The sequence below is a fragment of the Streptomyces sp. NBC_01549 genome (assembly GCF_026339955.1).
In the GTDB taxonomy this organism is placed as follows: domain Bacteria; phylum Actinomycetota; class Actinomycetes; order Streptomycetales; family Streptomycetaceae; genus Streptomyces.
The window spans coordinates 1231156-1249914 of sequence record NZ_JAPEPW010000002.1 but is presented as its reverse complement, the minus strand read 5'-3'; the positions used below and the strand labels follow the sequence as shown (position 1 = coordinate 1249914).

Annotated in this window: 6 protein-coding genes and 1 pseudogene; 5 read left to right on the top strand and 2 right to left on the bottom strand. The window is 70.0% G+C overall.

From position 1 onward, the window contains the following. The first annotated feature begins 826 nt into the window (after nucleotides 1–826). The 4 genes from OG819_RS40435 (at nucleotide 827) to OG819_RS40420 (ending at nucleotide 15825) form a co-directional block, all read left to right on the top strand. Nucleotides 827–11779, top strand: coding sequence for a hypothetical protein (locus OG819_RS40435; RefSeq protein ID WP_266654121.1), 10953 nt, complete (start codon nucleotides 827–829; stop codon nucleotides 11777–11779). Between the two features lie 997 nt (nucleotides 11780–12776). Next, entirely contained in the window at nucleotides 12777–14015 is a 1239-nt protein-coding gene (locus tag OG819_RS40430; protein ID WP_266654119.1) for an IS110 family transposase, read from the top strand. Nucleotides 14016–14049: 34 nt separating this feature from the next. Continuing rightward, nucleotides 14050–14550, top strand: a complete 501-nt coding sequence (locus tag OG819_RS40425; RefSeq protein WP_266654117.1) for an MFS transporter — start codon at nucleotides 14050–14052, stop codon at nucleotides 14548–14550. An 81-nt stretch (nucleotides 14551–14631) separates the two neighbouring features. After that, nucleotides 14632–15825, top strand: coding sequence for a family 1 glycosylhydrolase (locus OG819_RS40420; protein WP_323139413.1), 1194 nt, complete (start codon nucleotides 14632–14634; stop codon nucleotides 15823–15825). 555 nt (nucleotides 15826–16380) lie between these two features. Here the strand turns inward: OG819_RS40420 and OG819_RS40415 are convergent. Further along, nucleotides 16381–17016, bottom strand: a pseudogene (locus OG819_RS40415) (sensor histidine kinase); the annotation flags it as partial. Between the two features lie 366 nt (nucleotides 17017–17382). Then, nucleotides 17383–17487 carry a hypothetical protein gene (locus OG819_RS58775; RefSeq protein ID WP_323139412.1) on the bottom strand — a complete coding sequence of 35 codons (105 nt, stop codon included), beginning with the start codon at nucleotides 17485–17487 and terminating at the stop codon, nucleotides 17383–17385. Between OG819_RS58775 and OG819_RS40410 the strand changes: the two genes are divergently transcribed. After that, nucleotides 17480–18058 (top strand): hypothetical protein, encoded by a 579-nt coding sequence (locus OG819_RS40410; protein ID WP_266654115.1) that lies wholly within the window; start codon nucleotides 17480–17482, stop codon nucleotides 18056–18058. The genes OG819_RS58775 and OG819_RS40410 overlap by 8 nt on opposite strands. The last annotated feature ends 701 nt before the right edge of the window (nucleotides 18059–18759 follow it).

Genomic DNA, 18759 nt, shown 5'->3' with positions numbered 1-18759 from the left:
TGCCGGTACCCCTGCCGGTACCTCTGCCGGTGTCTCGGGCGCCGGTGCTGCTGGTGTTGTTCCGGCTGCGGTGCGGACCGCGGCGGGTGTGGGGTCCTCTGGTGCGGTTGCTGGGACCGAGGGTGCGGGTGCGGGCGGGGCGGCGGCGTCCGGGAGCGCGGGCGGGGCGGTGGTGTCCGGCGGAGTCCGTGCCGCGGGGGCCGGCGTCGCGGGCGTTTCCGGCGCTGATCCGAAGAGTGCCGGCGGGGTGTCCACCGTGGCGGCCGGGGCCGGCGGGACCGCGGCGGGCCGGCCACAGCCGTCGGCTGCCGGTGCCCCTGTTTCCTCCGGTGCCTCCGGTGCTTCTGGTGTCCTCGCTGCCGGGCGTGGCTCGGACGGGCCGTCGGTGACGGGTGGTGTTCCCGGGCGGGAAGGTGCTGCCGCGGCTGTGCTGGCCGGCGGGTCGGACCGGGCCGGCGGGGTGGCCGCTGCGGGCGGGCCGGACCGGGCCTCCGAGGTGAGCGCGACCGGCGGGGTGTTCTCGTCCGGTGGCACGGTTCACAGCAGTCCGGGTGAGGGTGCCGGTGTGGGCGGGCAGGCCGTCGTGGGGCCGGAGCGGGCGGCGGACGCGGGTCCTGGCCCGGCCGCCGGCAGTCCCGGGGAGTCCGTCAGGCGGACCCCGGCCGGTGACGGCTCCGGTGGTGGTGCCGGACGGCCCGCTGACGGGCCCGTAGACGGTGCGGGGCGGTCTGGGGAAGGGTCCGGTGGTGGTGCCGTCCCGGAGGATCGTCGGTCGCGGGGTGCGACTGAGTCCGCTACCGTTCCCGACGGTGTCCGTGGTCCGTCCGTGGATGAGCTGGTGGATCGTCTGGTCCGGGCACGGGAGGGGGGAACGCCTGATGGTGTGCCGTTGGTGCGGCTGACGGCGGACCAGCGGCAGGAGTGGATCGGCCGGCGGGTGCTGGATGCCGCCACCGGCGAGCACGCTGCCGCAGCCGGCGAGCACGCTGCAGGCGCCGGTGAGCATGCTGCAGGCGGCGGTGAAGCGGCCGGGGACCGGGCGCGGGCTGAGGCCACGGAGTTCCTGCGGAAGCTGCACCAGGATCTTGACCCCCTTTTCGCGGTGCCGCGGGGGGCGGAGGCGTTCTTCTCACCGGTCCACGAGGGGGCGCCGGACGCTGCGGGGAACGCCGGGCCGTGGCAGTCCGCGCAGGCGCGCATGGCGGGCGAGCGCGGGGCCGAGATGGTCGAGGCGGAGCGGGGCGCGGGGCGTCTGCGGCGTTTCGAGGAGCGCTTCGGGCAGTGGGCCAATGAGCGTTTCGCCACCGAGCGGGAGCCGTTGTCGTGGCCGGCGGCCGGTAGTGGTGGGCTGGAGCACCGGATCGGCGGGGGCCCGGCGCCGTCCCTGTCGGCGGCGGGCATGTCCCACGAGACCCTCGGCCGGGTTTACGAGATGGCGACGCGTCAGGTGGGGCGGGACCTGGACGACGGCAGCGGCCTGGACCGGCTCGACACCGAGGGGGGTCTGCACCGTTACCTCGATGGGCTGTGGGTGAGTGCCCACACCGTCACCGAGGCCGGCCGGGTCCTGCGTGAGGAGTTCGCGCGGTGGCGGGACTCCGCCGGCCCCGACGAGCGGGCCTGGCTGGACGGCGGCCCCGGGCCGGGTCCCACTCCCGGTCCCGCTTTCTTCGGTGTCGGTGTCGGTGTCGGTTCCACTCCCGGTGCCGGTGCCACTCCCGGTGCCGGTGCCGGTGCCGGTGCCGGTGCCGGTGTGGGCCGGGAGAGGCTGGAGGGCGGTGGCGGGGGTGCGTGGTCCGGTGGGGAGAAACCGCCGGCCGACCGGGTTTTCGAGGCGGCTGAGCGTGCGTTCGAGCGGATGGTGCGCCGTGAGGTGGAGCCGTTGCTCACGTCCGCGGCGATGAGTGCCGGGCCGCGGCTGCTGGCCGGGGAGATCACCCGGGCGGTGGACCGCCTGCTCGGAGGCGGCGGGCGTGCGGTGGGGGAGAGTCCCGCGGCCGTGCCGGGGGTGCGCCGGGCGGTGGAGCGGGCGGTGCGCGGGCTGGGTTCCCGGCTGCCGCGGGTGCGGGAGGTCTTCGAGCGGGCCGCTGCGGATGAGCGGGCCCGGCAGGCGGCGGCGGATCACTTCGAGGTGGTCGCGGACCGCCTCACGTACGGGCCGCGGGGCTGGGCTCGGCTGCCGGACCCGGCGTCATCGTCGGGCGGGCCGGGCTGGGAGCTGTCCGCCGGAGGCCGGGAGCGGCTGCGGCGGGAGTGGCTGGACGAGGCCGACACCGACCGGCAGAAGATCTTCGGTGACCCCGGTGACCCCGGTGACCCCGGTGACCCCGGTGACCCCGGTGGCCCCGGTGGCCTTGGTGGCCCCGGTGGCCTTGGTGGCCTTGGTGGCCTTGGTGTTGTGGGCTCGGACGGCGGGCGGGGCCGAGCCGGCGCGGAGCGGCGCTGGCAGGAGGTGCGGGCGGTCCGGGAGCGGGAACTGCCGGGCCGGCTGGAGCTGCAGAGCCGTAAGGAGGACGCCGCTCACCAGGTGGTCGACGCGGTCAGGGAAGCGGCGGAGTCCGGAGGCTGGCGGAGGGCGCTGAACGGTCTGGGCCGGGAGTTCCGTGACCTGTTCCCGCTGGGGGACCACGCGGCCGGTGTGGAGGTGCGGCGGGATGCCGCCCGGAGCCTGGGGGAGACACTGCACCAGGCTCTGGACCGGTGGGCGGCGGACGGCCCGGCCGGGCGTGAGTCCGGCGCGGCGGACCGGATCATCGCCCGTCATCTGCGGCCCGAGGACGTCGGGCGGCGCGTCGCGCTGAACGCGGTCCGCCGTTCGCAGACGGACAAGGCCCGGGCGGAGGCCGTCGCCGCGGCGGCCGTCGCTGCGGCGGCCGGTGACCCGCGGGCGGTGGGTGACGCGGTGGACCGGTTCGTCGACACGCACGCCGACCGTGTCGGCGAACTGTTCGACCGGCACTTCGCCGCCGGCCAGGCGTCCGGCCGTATCGACGCGGTGGCCGTGGCCGGCTGGCGGGCCGGCCGGAAGCGTCTGACCGAAGGCCTCGGACACCACCTGGCCTTCGAGTTCGACGCCACCCACGGCATCGGCCGGTGGGCGCAGGGCACGCGGGAGGCGGCGGACGGCCGCCACATCGACGACGACAACTACGGCCGGATCGCGGCCGCCACCCGCAAGGACTGGTTCGAGACCTACAACCGGCTCTTCGCCGGCCACCTCGGACCAAACGGCCTGAACACCGGGAAATGGCTCCTTCACGAAGAGACCAACGCGAACCGTTTCCGCCGCGGCCCCGACGCACCCGAGCCTCCCCACAACGCTGCCCCGCTGGCCGCCGTCCCGCACCGGGACACCGGCCGAACCGCGTGGGAACAAGGCCCTGTCCGACCGCGCGATGCGGCAGCGGTCAGGGAACCGGATGAGGGCCCGGACACCCGTGCCCAGGTCAGGGAACCGGATCCGGGCACGGACACCGGGGCCCGGCGTCCGGTCGTAACCCCCCAGCATGCCGCGGCCGTGGAAAACTTCCGCCGCGGCCATCCGGTCCTCGACGCCGGCACCGCCCTGACCCCTCAGGCGCTGAACCGGGTGGCTGACGATGTCATCGGCTGGGTGGCCTCGGGGAATGCCGGTGGTGGCCGCGCGGTGGGCCGGGATGAGGATGCCGGGCTGTGTGTCACGCTGCTGGAGGGTTTCGTGCGGGCGGTGGCGCCCGGTGTGCGGCTGCGGCCGGAACGGGACGACCTGGCTCTGGACGGTGCGGATGCCGCACGGCACCTGAGCGACCGGCTGCGGCCGGTGGACAGCTGGCAGGCCCTGGCCGACTCGGTCCGCCAGGCCGCTGCCGCCCACCCGGCCGGCGAGGGCGTCCCGCGCACGGCGTACGCGATGGTGTACGGGCAGCGGCGCACCGGGATCGGGCACGCCTTCGCGGCAGCCAGCGACGGGACGACCGTATGGTTCGTGGACCTGCGCGCGGCACCCGGCAATCGCGTCTCCCGGACCCAGCCGTCATGGTCACCCCTGTACGCCCGGGCCGCGGTCTTCACCCCGGCCGGCGAACACGCCCCCACGGCACAAACGCAAACCCCGCAGCACCCCGCCGAGTCCCACTCCACCGCCCGCGCACTCCTGGACCCACCAGCAGACCACCGCTTCGGAGGGATCGGGGCCGAGGTAGAACTCCGGTACCCACTCGAGTTTCGCGAGCCTGACGGCACACCCATCGCTTCCCCCCTTGCTGCCACCGTTTTGGCCGAGCATTACCCCACGGGGTTCAAGATCGTGGTGGACTGGCACGCTTTCTGGGCGGCGCGGGACGGGACACTGTACTCGACTTTCCGGCCAGGGCTCAGCTCGCGCAAGTCGCCGATTCTCGAGGTAGTCACTCCTCCATTCGCGGTGCTGCCGGGAGACACCGGACGGCTGTCAGCTTCCACGGGTCTCGACTTTCTCAGCGAAATCCGGCGCTTGCTCGGGCAAGTGCATGAGCAGGGTCAGCCTCTGCCGCTTTCCCGGATTCTTCCGAAGTTGAAGATGGTAAAGACAGACGGGCAGCGTCAGCGGAAAGGATGGATCATTACCGAGGACGGCGACAAGGCCACGGTCTTGGTGTCGGCGGGCGATGCCAACCATCCGGCATACACCCAGATCACGGTCGGCATTCCTGCCGCCAGAATGCTCGATATCTTGGAGTACGCGGCATCGAGGCTACCCGATGTTTTTGGGAAAAATATGCCGCTTTTTGCTGCGGCTCGTTCATTCGGTATGGACATAGCGGCCAAGTATGCGAGCGTGCTTGCCCGTCGGCCGGTCAATGCCGCGGATGTCGATCTCCTGCTGGGGATCGAGGGCGTTACGGAGGTCTGGGGGTATGCCTGGCTGCTTTTCACTCATGTTGCCGCTGCACCATGGGCTCGCAGGCTAGACCTACCGGGATTGACAAAGAATATGCTGCCAGTGGCTTCGCGGGCGTCCTTCTCGAAGATCCATGCACAGCTCAGCTCCGACGTTCGCGGCTATCTCGACCGGGATCACGACTGGATTCGGGACCGCTTCGTCTCCGTTTCTCAGTCGGAGCTCAGCAGGCTCGGAGGAAAGGAAGACGGAAATGGCATCCTGGACGAGGAAATCGAAAAGGGGAACGACAAATCGGGTAATTCCGGTGGCTTCCTGACGACTGCGCTGCGTGGCCGCAACCCGCGAGGGATCGAGTTCGGACCGTCCGAGACCGTCGGCATGGGCGACAACGGTCTGCTTGCGAACGGCGGTGTGGATTCCAACGGTGGTGATCTGGTGCGGCCGTTGGTACTGCTGGAGCTGCGGCACCTGGTGACTTCCTCGGGGATGATGAGCCATGAGGAGCTGCGGCAGGTGTCCCGTGAGGTTATGGATGTGGCGCGTCAGGCGGATGAGCGTGCCGCGCGCCCGCAGGCCATGCCCGATGGCATCTCCAGCGCCGCGGCGATCAATGCGATCCTCGACCACCGGCGGAAGGCCGCCTTCTCCGCCGTCCAGCAGCTGGCCAATCCTTCGCACGTGAGGTGGCACGGGCTGAGCCGGCGGTTCCCGGTAAACCTCGAGGAGACCGGTCGAGCGCAGGACGCGTTTTTCTCGTTCTTGCGGGGAGACGGGCCAGGCCGGCGGTTCCCGCTCGGGAAGCGTGAGGAGATCAACCGGGCGCTCGCCCTCTTCGCCCTGGACGGCCGTCCCCTGGCGGAGGACGTCTACGACAGCATCGAGGGCCTCGTCTCCGCGGCGAGCATCGAGGGCCTCGTCTCCTCGATGAGGGGACTCCTCTCGGCTCCGGCGGCACCGTCTTCGGACACGTTCGCCGCCGTGGCGCCCGGCCAGGTGGCGGAAGCCGCACGCCTCCTGCCGTTCCTGCGCGGACAGTCCGATGACGCGCGGGAAACGCATGCGTCGGAGACCGCCGACGCCGCCGACTGGAGTCGTCTGAGTGAGCGGGCGCTCACGTTCACGAGGGATCAAGCGGCGGCGGAGTGGGCCAAGAAGCACTTCGGCGCCCTTGAAGAACTGAGCCCGACGGTCAGGAAATCCGTGTGGGCCTATGCAACCGAGGACGACGATTCTGAGACTGACCTCGTGTTGCCGTTCGATGCCGGTTTCGTGCCCGTCAACGGCCAGCTCAACGAGACTTTCCAAGAGACCATGGAGCGGGTGCACGACGTCCGCATCGGGCCGCACACCGAGCATGACGTCGAGCTGGGCGAGGGTTCCGAAGAGCCTGTGACCGTCCGCATGCGTGGCGACGTGTATCTGGAGAAGGCGAAGGGCTACGTCCTGCAGCGCATCGCCGATCTCGACTCTGCGGTCCGGCGCCGGCGGACACCTGAGCATGTGGTGGTGCAGAGCCTGGTTCCCAGGGACCAATTCCCCGATGTGCCGCCGGAGCAGCTGGCTGGGCGGGATATCAATGAGCGCGGATTCCTGCGCGTGTCCCTCGGCGCTGTGTACGAGCCTGACCCCGACAGCGAGTACTTCCTGCATCTGTTCGTGCCCGAGGGGACCAACGCCGCCTATGCGGGCAGTGGCAGGGGTCACGAGGACCTCGGCACGACACTGCTTCTTGCACGTGGGCAAAGATGGAAGGTACTTCACGTCGTACAGGCAGAGGACGACGCGTGGCACCTCTACGGCCGGCTGCTGTCGTCCCCGTCGGAGGTCACGCCGCGTCAGGCGGCGGATGCGCGGCCCTCCGTTGCCTCTGTCTCGGTGCCGAACCGAGGCGCGGCTGCGACGCGGCACGGTCCGGAATTTCCGCGGGACCCGAATCGGCACGCGCCGGCGGCTGCGGGGCCGCCCGTACCACACAGTTTGGATACCCGGAGGCACTCCGGTGAGCCGCAGGGAGTGTCACGGGCGGCTGCCGGCCCCGGTGGCCGGCACCTCGCCACACCGTCGCCTACGGGGAGTTTGGCCTTCCCCGGCGGGTACCAGTCTCTTGGCGCGGCGGGTCGAGCAATGGTCGATCCCGCCCTACGTTCCCGCGTGGAGGACAGCGGATACCGGGTCCCCGGAGGGCAGCGGTCCGCCAGTCCGGCAGTCCCGGACCGGGGTGTGGGGACATCCGCCGGACCGTCGGGCGGGCGGGGTGCGGGCGGGGCACTCCCGTACAGTGCCCGTCAGCCTTCGCCTGCCCCGGCTCTGAGGTGGCCGGTTGGGAGTGACACCAGCGGTGGAAGCGGGCCGGTACCCGCGGCTTCCCGGTTCCCGGTGGCGGCGCGGCCGACCGGGCGGGGTGGGGCGGCTGAACGGATTCCGTCGGCGGCGCGACGGCCCGGGACGGGAACGGTCGCGGGTATACGCCGCATGTCCGTCGACGGCAGGAGCCTGCCACCTGTGCCGGCGGCCCCGTCCACCCCCTCGGCCCCGCCACGGGAAAGGCGGCTCAGCACCGGACGGGGGGAACCTTGGCGGCCGGCCGGCGGCGGGTTCGGCGCCGCGGGCGCGTCCGTGGCCGGCGGCAGTGGTGCCTTCTTCTCCACCCGCCCCCGCTCAACCAGCCACAGCAGCGGCTTTTCCCCGCCGTCCGTACCGGCTCCCCCGGCTCCCGCTGCCCGTCCTGGCGCGACGCCTTCGGCCTTTTCCTCGGCCTTCCCGCAGGCCCCCACACCCCGCGATGGGGGCGCTTCCGCGACCGGCGCCGGCTCTTCCCTCTTCGCCCGCACTCGCCGCGACAGCTACAGCAGCGGTTCCCTGCCGCCGCGCGCTTCGGGCACCCCGGCTCCCACGACCCGTCCCGTCCAGGGCGGTGGCGGCAAGAGGCTCTCCACAGGGCTGCGGGCCTGGTTCGGCAAGAGCGCCGCCCCAGTACCAACGGGATCACCACGACCGCCTCAGCCGCTGCGCCGGCCGCTGCTGGGCCCTTTCTCCGGTGAGGCACCCCCCGAGTCGCAGTTCGTTCTCGGTGGTGGCCCTGGGCCGCTCGTGGAGGTACCCCGAGAATTGCAGGGGCCGAGCCAGGGCCATCTACCAGGCGCGTCGCGTAGCCGCGGCGGGGCCGTACGCGCGCCCTCAGCTGGCTTTGCGTCATCCTCCTCTGCGGGCGAGGACAAATCACCGCTGCGCCTGAAGGGTGGCAGCAGCGGCGGGAGCGGTGACGGTCCGTCGCTGCGTGGTGTCGTGGACCGGCTCCAGGCGCGTATCTCCGGTCCGGGCCGTCCGGCGGCAGGTTCTTCCGGTGGGCGGGATGCCGGCGCACCGGTGCCGGGGCGGAGTTCCGCCTTTCCTGAGGGCTATCGGGGTGTTGGTGATGCCGGTCGTGGTGTGGCCGGCGGGGGCGTGGGCTCTTTGGCGGGGGGAAGTGGCCACCCCGTCTCCGGGGGGCGGCGGTCGACCAGTCCGGCCCCGGGCCGGGGCGGTGCGGCGCCGGTGGCAGCGTCGGGAGAGCGGCCTGGCGCGGGCGGGACACCCACTCGGTACCTTCGCACGCCCCCTCCTACCCTGACGACGCGCGGACTGGTTTCTTCGGACGACAGCCGGAGGGGGGCGGTACCCCCGCCTTCGGGCCTGCCCGGTTCCGCTGTGCGCGGCACTTCACGCGACGGCAGGCGCGTGACGCCTTCGCCGTTCCCCTCGCCCCTCCCGCCGACTCCCACGGCCCGCAATGCGGGCGCTTCCACAACCGGCGCCAGCCCTTCCTCCCTCTCCCGTACTCGCGGGGACAGTTACAGCAGCGGTCTCCCGCAGCCGCCCGCTTCGGACACCCCGGCTCCCATGATCCGTCCCGTTTCGGGCGCCCCGACTCCCGCGGTCCGCCCCGCTTCAGCCCTGCGCCCATCCCGTCCCGGGCAACCGGCCCGCACCGCCGGCCTAGAGCCGCCGACCTCCGGCCACCCGCTGCGTCCCCGTGCAGATTCCCTGTCCCGTCCCGGCCGCGGCCGGACACCAGGACCGACGCCACCGGCAGTGATCGCTCCCAGCAATACAGGTAATCGGTCCAGCCTCCTGACGGCCTTGCACGACAGCGTCCGTATCGGGAACGTGAACGAGCAGCCGGATGCCGGCCCGCTGGGTCCGGACCTGTTCGGGCTGCTGAAGCCCTATCCCACGCCAGCGTTCCTGGTGGACCCCAGGACCCGGCGGCCCTACGACCACACCACACTGACCGCTGAGCAACAGGTCCATTACCTGCGGCTGTTGGACCTGACCAAACCCCGTCCTGACGCGGCGGCCATGAACCCTGCCCGGTGGCAAGTGCCCGAAGGCCACAGCGTCAGCAACACACTCGACTCCACCCGTTGGGCTCCCACGACCAGGGACCACGAGCGGTTGGCCTCACGCACGGTCAGCGTGCCCCTTCTGGTCCACGCGATCTGGGTGGGCAGCCCGCTGCGCGACCATGGGCCCTCGGCCGGGTTCTGGGAGAACTACAAAGAGGCCGCCGCACACTTCGGCGAAGAAGCGACGTTCGTGCTGTGGACCGATGTGCCGCGCGACGACTTCACCGACGTGCGACACCTGACCGATGAGCCGGCCGAGCCGCACCGCCGGGATGTGTGGCGTATGGCCCACTGGGCCGATGAGGCGGGCATCGTCCTGGTCAACCCCTTCGAGGTCTTCCACCGGGGCCGACCCATGCTGCTGCACCGCGAAATGCTCACCGAACTCGCCAAGCAGAACCCGCGTGGCTGGGTCGCCTTCAGGGACGGCCTACGCCTTGAAATCCTGCACGCCATAGGTGGTCTGTACAGCGACGGCGACAATACAATCGAAAATTTGAACAGTTTCGACCAAGTGATCGAGAATCCTAACTTCGTTGCTCACGTAAACCGCGAGATTCTGAACAACTCTGCGTTCGTCGCGCCCGCTGGCCACCCCTTTATCAAGCATCTCCTGAATCGGCTTGCGCAGAACTATCGGAAATCACAGACCGAACTGTATGGACCTCTAGAGATTTCATTGGGTCCGGAGGTTTACCTCACACCATTCGCCCATGCACGCCGCAATTCGGTAATCCTCAGAACTGGTCCGGAAAACTTGCGTCCCGTCGCCACGCACTTCGGCTACAGCAGCGTGCGGGCACTCCCCTCGATCGACGGCATCTACATGGGCGGTGACCTCAGCTGGCTCCAATCGCCAGTGCGTCGGCCTGAGCCGACATGGACATCCGCCGCGACACTCGCGTTCGCCCAGCGCGTCGTCCATACCATGGTCCGCAGCCTGTACAACCGCAACGGCGACCTGCACCTGACCGAGATCGACTCGGCAGTCCGCCGACACCCACGGTCGGCAGAAATCTGGGAGGCCGCGCTCGGCTTCATCGCCGACCGTGACGATCTGCGCTCTCGGGTACGCAGTATCACCACCGAGCGAATGACAGCGCGCGGACAATCCACAACCATCCAACTGCCCGACAGGGTTGCCGAATTCTTCCAGCCGCGCCGACCCCAACTCGGTGACGCCGACGGTTGGTGGCTGGGCGATCGAGCCAGGCCAGTGGACATGATCACCCCGGACGGCCGGACGCCCGCAGGCAGGGACGGCCGACCTCACGACGACTTCCCACGCCGCGGTACCGGTACGGCCCCGGGCACGGCTGGGCCGCTCCCCCGCCCAGGCACGCGCGCGGGCGTAGCGCCGGGTGTGGGGGTGCGGGCGGTAGGCGAGACCGGACTGCGGCGCTCTGCGACACCGGACACCTCAAGACGCCCGGTCTTCCCCGGTGGGTATGGCGCCGGCAGCGGGCGGGACGGCTTTGTTCCTGGTCCCTCGGTGTCGGATGGCACCAGCGGCCGTTCGTCGGTGGGGTGGCGAGCTCCGAGTCCCGTTTCGGCGGTGGGCCGAGCGACAGCGCCGGATACGCGCGCGCCCTCGGCCGGGCCATCCCGCCCACCGGCTCCCGCAACCCGAGAGGTCGCCCGGCCCATCGGCGATTGGCCAAGGGGCGGGACGACCGGTCGTCAGGCTCCTGATCCGAGGCGCGGCACCTTCGACCAGGACTACCGGGATGTGGCCGAGTCTGGCGATTTCTTCCTCCTTATCGGCGCATCACACTCAAGGTGGAATGTGTGGGGCATCGGGCTGGATGAGAAGCCCGAGGACAGCGTATTTGCCGCGGAGATCCCAAGCCTCGGTCTGCGGGGCTGGTACGCGACGGGAGGTACTCCCGACGGCGTAAGGTTCGCGGATTCGAGCGGAAGGCTGCACAACAGGGGGCCGCACTGGGTCTGGTACCGGCCGAGCGGAGGCCCGGTCTCCGTGTCAGAGTTCCGGGTCGAATCGCTGCGTGATGGGGTTCCGGGCAGATCCACCCGGCCCTTCCCGGAGTTCCCCGCAGCGGCGAGGAGCATCGCAAATGTCCCCGACGAACTTCTGAATTCGATTGTGTGGCGCACGGACGAGGATCGACTGTACCGGTTCACCTACCTGCCTGTTGAAGAGATTTTCCGTGACGGCCTGCTGCCACGTGGCGGCAATCCTGTTTCCCTGCTGAACTATGTTTACGACTCCCCGCTGGACTCGGCGTGGGTGAGTACCACGAGAAATCCGAACTACGTTCGTGACTCCGCGATGAATAACCCGACGCAGGCCCCCGCTCTATATGCGCGTTACGAGCGACGCGTGGATGTTCAGCTTCCAGGTGGCGCCTTGGTGAACGAGACCCTTGGCATCGCCTCCCCTTTCCCGGATCAACAGGAGGTCGCTTTTCTCGGTGGCATTCGACCGGAATACATCGTCGGGGTCCAGGAGTACGCATCCGGGATGCCCTTGCGCCGGTACACGACCAATCCCGGGTTCAATCCGAGCAGATAGGCAGCAACAGGACGGAAAGCCCCCTACGGGAATATTATAAGAATCCGCTTTCCGCTGGATCCGTGACGTAGTTTATCGATGAATTCCCGCGGCCGGCGGCCTCTGTGCACGTTGAGGTTGCCAGACGAGCACGATCGGCGCGCGGAGTTGTCGGTGGGCGTTCCCGCACACCCCCGTGTGATCGAGTCGGGGCAGCGGCGTACGAAGGAACCGCCGATGACGTTCCGGCCAGACCGCTCCGATCTGCTGCGGGCCTGGCTTGACGAGGAGCCCGGCAACGACGTCCGCCCGCTCGGGGTCGTGAAGAGCGGGTATCAACCTACGAACCGTCGCGTTCAAGGGGGCACCGACGAACTGTCGTCCGTCGGCGGCGCGTTGGCGGTCGGGGCGCCCAGGTGGGCGGCCCGCACCGCCCACCCCGGCGGGAGACGATCTCCGTGCTGTGCGCCGTCCTCGTCGTCCTGCTCGTCCCCGGGCGTTCGTCGCTCGACCGGCCTCGCCGGCCGGTGAGCGCACAAGAACTTCTGCGCTCACTGCGGCCGCCGTCGGACAAAGACTTCTGGCTGGCCTTCGCCGGACGCTTCTTGTTCATATTTTCCTAATTCGTGAGTAGCCAGTTCCAGGTCAGCCCCGGGGAGGGCTGCTGGACGGACTGATGTGGATGCGGTTCGCGGTGGCCGCGTGGGCGTCGGATGGACTCCTGATGTCTCCCGGCCCTTCGAGGTCTTATGAAAGAGCGGTTGCCTCCGGCGTCTTCGGGCCACCGCGAAACCCATCCCGGCCACTCGCACGTTGATCGTCGTGGTGCGAGCCCGCCGCAGGGTGACCTCCCGTTTCCTCCCGAGCCTTCGAGCTCTGCCCGAGACTGAGGCCCCTGCGGTGCGCTGGTGTCACGAACGGCTGGTGAGATGGCGGACCCGAGAGTCCTGGAATTAGGTCGCCGCGTGGCCCACACAGGCTTGTCACCTGCACGAACGGACAGGACTAGGAGTACGGATTGAACGTGTACTGCGGGATCGACTGGGCCGAACGCCACCATGACGTCGCTCTGGTCGACGACACCGGCACCCAACTCGCCAAGAAGAGGATCACCGACGACGCGGCCGGCTACCGGGAGTTGTTGGACCTGCTCGCCGAGCACGGCGACACCCCCGAAGACCTGATACCGATAGCCATCGAGACCAGCCATGGCCTGCTGGTCGCAGCCCTGCGCACGGGGAACAGGCAGATCTACGCGGTCAACCCGCTGTCCGCCGCCCGCTACCGCGACCGGCACGGCGTCAGCCGCAAGAAGTCCGACCCAGGCGATGCCCTGGTCCTGGCGAACATCCTGCGCACCGACATGCACGCCCACCGGCCGCTTCCCGCCGACAGCGACCTGGCCCGCGCCATCACCGTGCTCGCCCGCGCCCAGCAGGACGCCGTCTGGCACCGCCAGCAGCTGGTCAACCAGGTCCGCTCGCTGCTGAAGACGTTCTACCCGGCCGCCCTGGACGCCTTCCAGGGCAAGCAGCACGGCCTCGCCCGACCTGAAGCCCGCACCGTCTTGGCCACGGCACCGACCCCGGCCCGCGCCGCGAAGCTCTCGCTCCCGCAACTCCAGGCCGCGCTGCGGCGTGCCGGCCGCGTCCGCGGCATCGAAGCCGAGGCCCGGCGCCTCAAGGAGGTCTTCCGCGCCGACTGCGCTCGCCAACCGCAGGCCGTCGAGGATGCCATGGGGCAGCAACTGGGCGCCCTCATCGTCCAGTTGGACGCCGCCTGTCGGGCGGCCGACGAGCTCGCCAAGGCGGTGGAGGAGTCTTTTCGCAAGCACCCGGACGCTGACGTGCTGCTCAGCTTCCCCGGCCTCGGTGTCCAGCTCGGCGCCCGGGTGCTCGCCGAGATCGGAGACGACCACGGCCGCTTCGCCGACGCCCGCGCACTGAAGGCATACGCCGGCTCGGCCCCCATCACCAGAGCTTCGGGCAGGAAGAAGTTCGTCGGCCGCCGCTTCATCAAGAACGACCGGCTGATCACCGCCGGATTCCTCTGGGCCTTCGCAGCCCTGACCAGCTCGCCCGGAGCCGATGCGCACTACCGTCGTCGGCGAGATGCCGGGGACTGGCATGCCCAGGCCCAGCGGCACCTGTTCAACCGACTGCTCGGCCAGCTCTACCACTGCCTGCAGACCGGACAGCTCTTCGACGAACAACGCGCGTTCACCCCCTTCCCGACCGAACTGGCCGTCGCGGCTTGACTTCTTAAGCACGTGAGATGTCTTTCAGGTGGTCTTGGCGTACAACCTCTATCTCGTCACCGACTACCTGGGCCTGACCACCAAGGCGGCAGGCGGACTCATGTCAGCGGCGATCCTGGTGTTCGTGATCGCCGCCGCAGTCGCCGCGGCGACCACCGGACGGTGGTCGGACCGGTGGGCGCGGCGCAAGCCGTTCGTGGCCGGCGCATCGCTCCTGATGCTGCTCGCCGTGCTGGCCCCGGCGGCTGCCCCCGAGACCTGGGCCTACCTGCTGTTCTTCCTCGCCGCCGGCGTGGCGTTCGGCACCTACACCGCGGTGGACCAGGCGCTCATGGTGGAGGTGCTTCCCGGAGGCAGCGAGGGCGCGAAGGACCTCGCGTTCCTCAACGCCGCCAACGCCCTGCCTCAGATCCTCGCTCCCGGCGCCGCCGGACTGCTCGTCACCCTCCTCGGGTACCCCGGCATGTTCCTGTGCGGGGGGCTGGCCGCCGCCGTGGGAGCCGTCCTGATCCTGCTGATCAAGCGGGTCCGGTAGCGCACTTCGGGCTACCGGACACAGCAATCGCCATCACGAACGAAGGAGATCTCCCTTGACCCGCTTCCCCCAAGGCTTCCTGTGGGGAGCCTCGACCTCGGCCCACCAGACCGAGGCGGCAACGTCGCCAGCGACTGGTGGTATCTGGAGCACAAGCCCGACACCTTCTGCCAGGAGCCCAGCGGGGACGCCGTCGACAGCTACCACCGCTGGGACGAGGACATGGACCTCATGGCCCAGGCCGGACTGACCGACTACCGCTTCAGCATCGAGTGGGCTCGGATCGAGCCCACCGAGGGAACGTTCTCCCCGGCCGCACTGCACCACTACCGGCAGATGATCGAGGGAGCTCTGCAGCGCGGCCTGCGCCCCATGATCACACTGCACCATTTCAGCAACCCGCTCTGGTTCAGCGCTCGCGGGAGCTGGAACGCCGCCGGCGCCGTGGACCGCTTCACACGCTACGTCCGCAACGTCCTCGGCATTCTGCATGGCGTGGGACATGTGTGCACCATCAATGAGCCGAACATGGTGGCCGCGTTCCGTGCGATCGCCGAGCGGGGACCGGAAACGCTGAACGACGGGATACCGGAACCGGAACCGGACCCGGGCTGCGCCGAGGCCCTCATCGAGGCCCACCACCAAGCGCGGAGGATCCTCAAGGAGGCGTATCCCGATCTGCAGGTCGGCTGGTCCGTGGCCGTCCAGGACTTCCAGATCGCAGCCGGCGCGGAGCAGGAAGCAGCCGAATACGTCCGGCGCCGCCAGACGGTGTTCGTCGAAGCGGCCCGCGACGACGACTGGATCGGAGTGCAGACCTATACCCGTGCCCGCCTGGACACCGAAGCCGGTCAGGTCGTGCGGCGAAGCCCGGACCCGTCGGCGGAACGCACCCTGACCGGCTGGGAGTACTACCCCGCCGCCCTGGGCGGTGCCGTCCGCCAGACCGCGTCGGCCGTCGGCACGGTCCCCGTCATCGTCACCGAGAACGGGGTAGCCACCAGCGACGACACACTCCGCGTCCGCTACACGCACGCCGCCCTGAGCGCCCTGCTCGAGGCGATGGACGACGGCGTCGACGTGCGCGGCTATTTCCACTGGAGCCTGCTGGACAACTACGAGTGGGGCAGTTGGGAACCGACCTTCGGCCTTGTCGCGGTCGACCGCACCACCTTCGCGCGCAGCCCGAAGCCATCGCTGGCCTGGCTGGGGTCCCTGGCCCGGTCAGGGCACCTTCCCCAGGCGGTCGACGTCCGTGCCGGTGAGGGGAGCTGACCGCCGAGGTCAGCGGTCCGCCCCTATGAGCTACGGTGCCCGACCGGGCGGTCAAGCGCGAGGGCCGTAAATGGTTCGTCGTGCTGACCGCCGAGCAGGACACACATAAGGCACACGGATCGCACCTGGAGCAGGAACCGTGTGAGTTCGGCCACCACTTCCGGGGAGGAGCGGCACTACTTCGGCAGTCGCGACGAGCTGCTGGTCGCGGTCCTGGCGGCCAGAGACGCAGCCGGGGCGCTCGCCGGGAGTGCTCCGGAGGATTTCCTGGAGACGGCGAGCCAGGTCATCACCCACAACACCAGGACACCATGGGACGGTCGAGTTGCCTCTGCACGTCGCCTGGTCTGCGCGTCTCCCTTACGGCCTGAACCAACCGCACTCGCTCGTGAGCTTGTACCGCACGGTACTGGCGGAGGGCTGGCGTGGTGACCTGATTGCTTTCCTCAACCAGGATCTTCTCGTCGCGCGGTGGCCGATCCCGCGGACGCTGATCGGTCGGCAGCTGCCCGCTCCCGCGGCCTGACCGACAGCACCCTCATCGGATCTGTGCCCTTAGGGGATCGAGCTGATCCGACCGGGCCCGAGCGGCAGTTCAAGGGTGAATACGGCGCCGCGGCCCCGGCGGGCGGTTGTCGTGAGCGTGCCACCGTGCTGCCGGGCCAGGTCCCGGGCGATGGCCAGGCCGAGGCCGGTTCCCCCGTCGTCGCGGCTGCGGGCGCCATCGAGCCGTACGAACCGCTCGAAGATCCGCTCGCGCTGGTCCTCGGGCACTCCGTCGCCGTCGTCGGCGACCTCCAGCACCGCCCTGCCGTCACCGGTGGCCCGTACGGACACGACCACCTCGGTCGCGGCGTGCCGCTGGGCATTGTCGATCAGGTTCGCCAGTATGCGGGCCAGTTGCCGCCCAGAACCGGTGACTTCGGCATCGGCCAGCGGGCCGGTACGCACCGGCACCCGGCCACCGTCGCCCGTCGGACGGGCCAGGGCCACCTGCTCACCGGCCAGTTCCCCCAAATCCACCCGGGCCTGGGCGGGCGGACGCTCACCGGCGTCCAGGCGGGCCAGCAGCAGCAGGTCGGTGGCCAGCTGCTGAAGCCGTGCCACGTCCTTGACCGCGCCGGAAAGGTCCAGCAACACAGGGTGCGCGGCGCCGACTTCGAGCTGGGTGCGTCCCGAATCGGCCCAGGGGTCTACCAGCAGCACATTCCCACGCTAGGACACCAGAGCTCGCGTTGCGACCCAAGCGATGTTATACGAGCCGCCCAGCACAACGGCCAAGGGGTGTCCAAATTGCCGCAGCACATGTACAGTTTGGCATTTCAAGATCGAATTCGGTAGGCACCGGCCCTGTAATTGATCAAAGCGCGTCAGGCGTGGCCTGCGGCGATGCCGGGACCGGACTTCAGCGTCATGGCGCTCCCACGGTGGGTTGCGCAGCGAACCATCTCCCGAACGGATGATGAGGCGCTGGTGTGCAGCCCAATGGCGGCCAGGCTCATCAACGCATCTGCGCCCGCGATCCTCGGGATCGCGGGCGCAGATGGGCGGGTCTGATCAGGCGAGCAGGTTGGAGCGAAGGGCGTCCAGATCGGTCGCCGTGACCCCGTAAGGTGCCAGGTAGGCGGGGATGGAGCCGAACCCGGTCAGGATCGTGTCCATTGCCGAAGCCAGCAGCGCCTCGCTGACCGGGTGCGAGCACCGGGTAACCCCTGCCTCGTCCAGGAAGGACGTCGGCCCGGCCGCTCGGGTGTACGGCATCGGGTCCAGCACCGACTCGGCCCGCTACCGGCTCACCCTCGCCATTCACCACCGAGTCCCGGCCGCCGCCGTACGCGGCTGGGTGATCGGCGAGCACGGCGACGGCGCGGTCATCTGCGCCTCGACCACCACGGTCAACGGCCGTGCTGCCGACGTGCCGTTGGAGTACGTCCGGGCCCAACTGGCGGCACGGCCGCGCCAGATCAACGCCGGGATCGGCCGCACCCGCTGCGGCCCGGCCGGCGCGATCCTCGGCGCGCTGCGCAAGACGCTCGGCATCAGCGACGGCACCGAGGTGCTCTCCGTCAACCACGACGGCGTGTGGCTCGGAATCTCGTTGCAGTTCTCCGCGGGCCGCCCGACCGTGGCCCTGCCCGACCTCGATCCTGATGAACAGCGGCAGTTCACCGCCGCCCGTACCAAGCTCGACTCCGCCTACCAGCAGACCCTCCAAGGAGAGACCGCGTGCTGAGCGCCACCCGCATCCACGCCGACGAGGCGACCGTCACAGTCGTCAGCGACACCAAGGACATCACCGACTGGGCCCTGCGCTACTTCGGCGGCTGGTGGAACGCCACCGCCGAGGCTGCCCCCGTCGCGCCCGGCGGCAGCATCGCCGAAGGCGGCGCCCTGCTCCTGGCCGACGTCGACATGGACCGCCTGGCGGACATCGAGACCCTGGTCGGCGACTACGAGCACGACGAAGTCGACTACGCGAACGCCCGCACCCTGGTCGCCCGGCACGAGGGCGGCGCGATCTACGCCATCCAGCCCGCCGAACGCCTCGCCTACCACTACGACCCGGCCACCAGCCGGCTCGTCATCGTCGGCGCCCACACGGAGCCGGTCGCCGTTGCCGCCTCCCGCCTCGCCCGCGAACTCATCCGCGGCCAGCTGCTGCGCGCCGGGTTCCACATCCTGCACGCCTCCTGCGTCGTCCGCGACGGCCGCGCCCTCCTCACCTTCGGGCACAAGGGCGCCGGCAAGACCACCACGGCCCTCCTGCTCGCCCGCGAAGGGTACGAACTCCTCGCCAACGACCGGCTGTTCGTCCGTCCCGAGGACGAGGGCCTGCGGATCCTGCCCTGGCCGTCGGCCGCCGCGATCGGCTTCGGCCTACTGGAGTCCACCGGCCTGTACGAGCCGCTGCGTGCCCGCGTCCTGGACGGCGAG

Bases quoted from the DNA above. Each gene is read 5' to 3' on its own strand.
- OG819_RS58775 (WP_323139412.1), bottom strand. From the start codon at position 17,487: ATGGACACGATCCTGACCGGGTTCGGCTCCATCCCCGCCTACCTGGCA.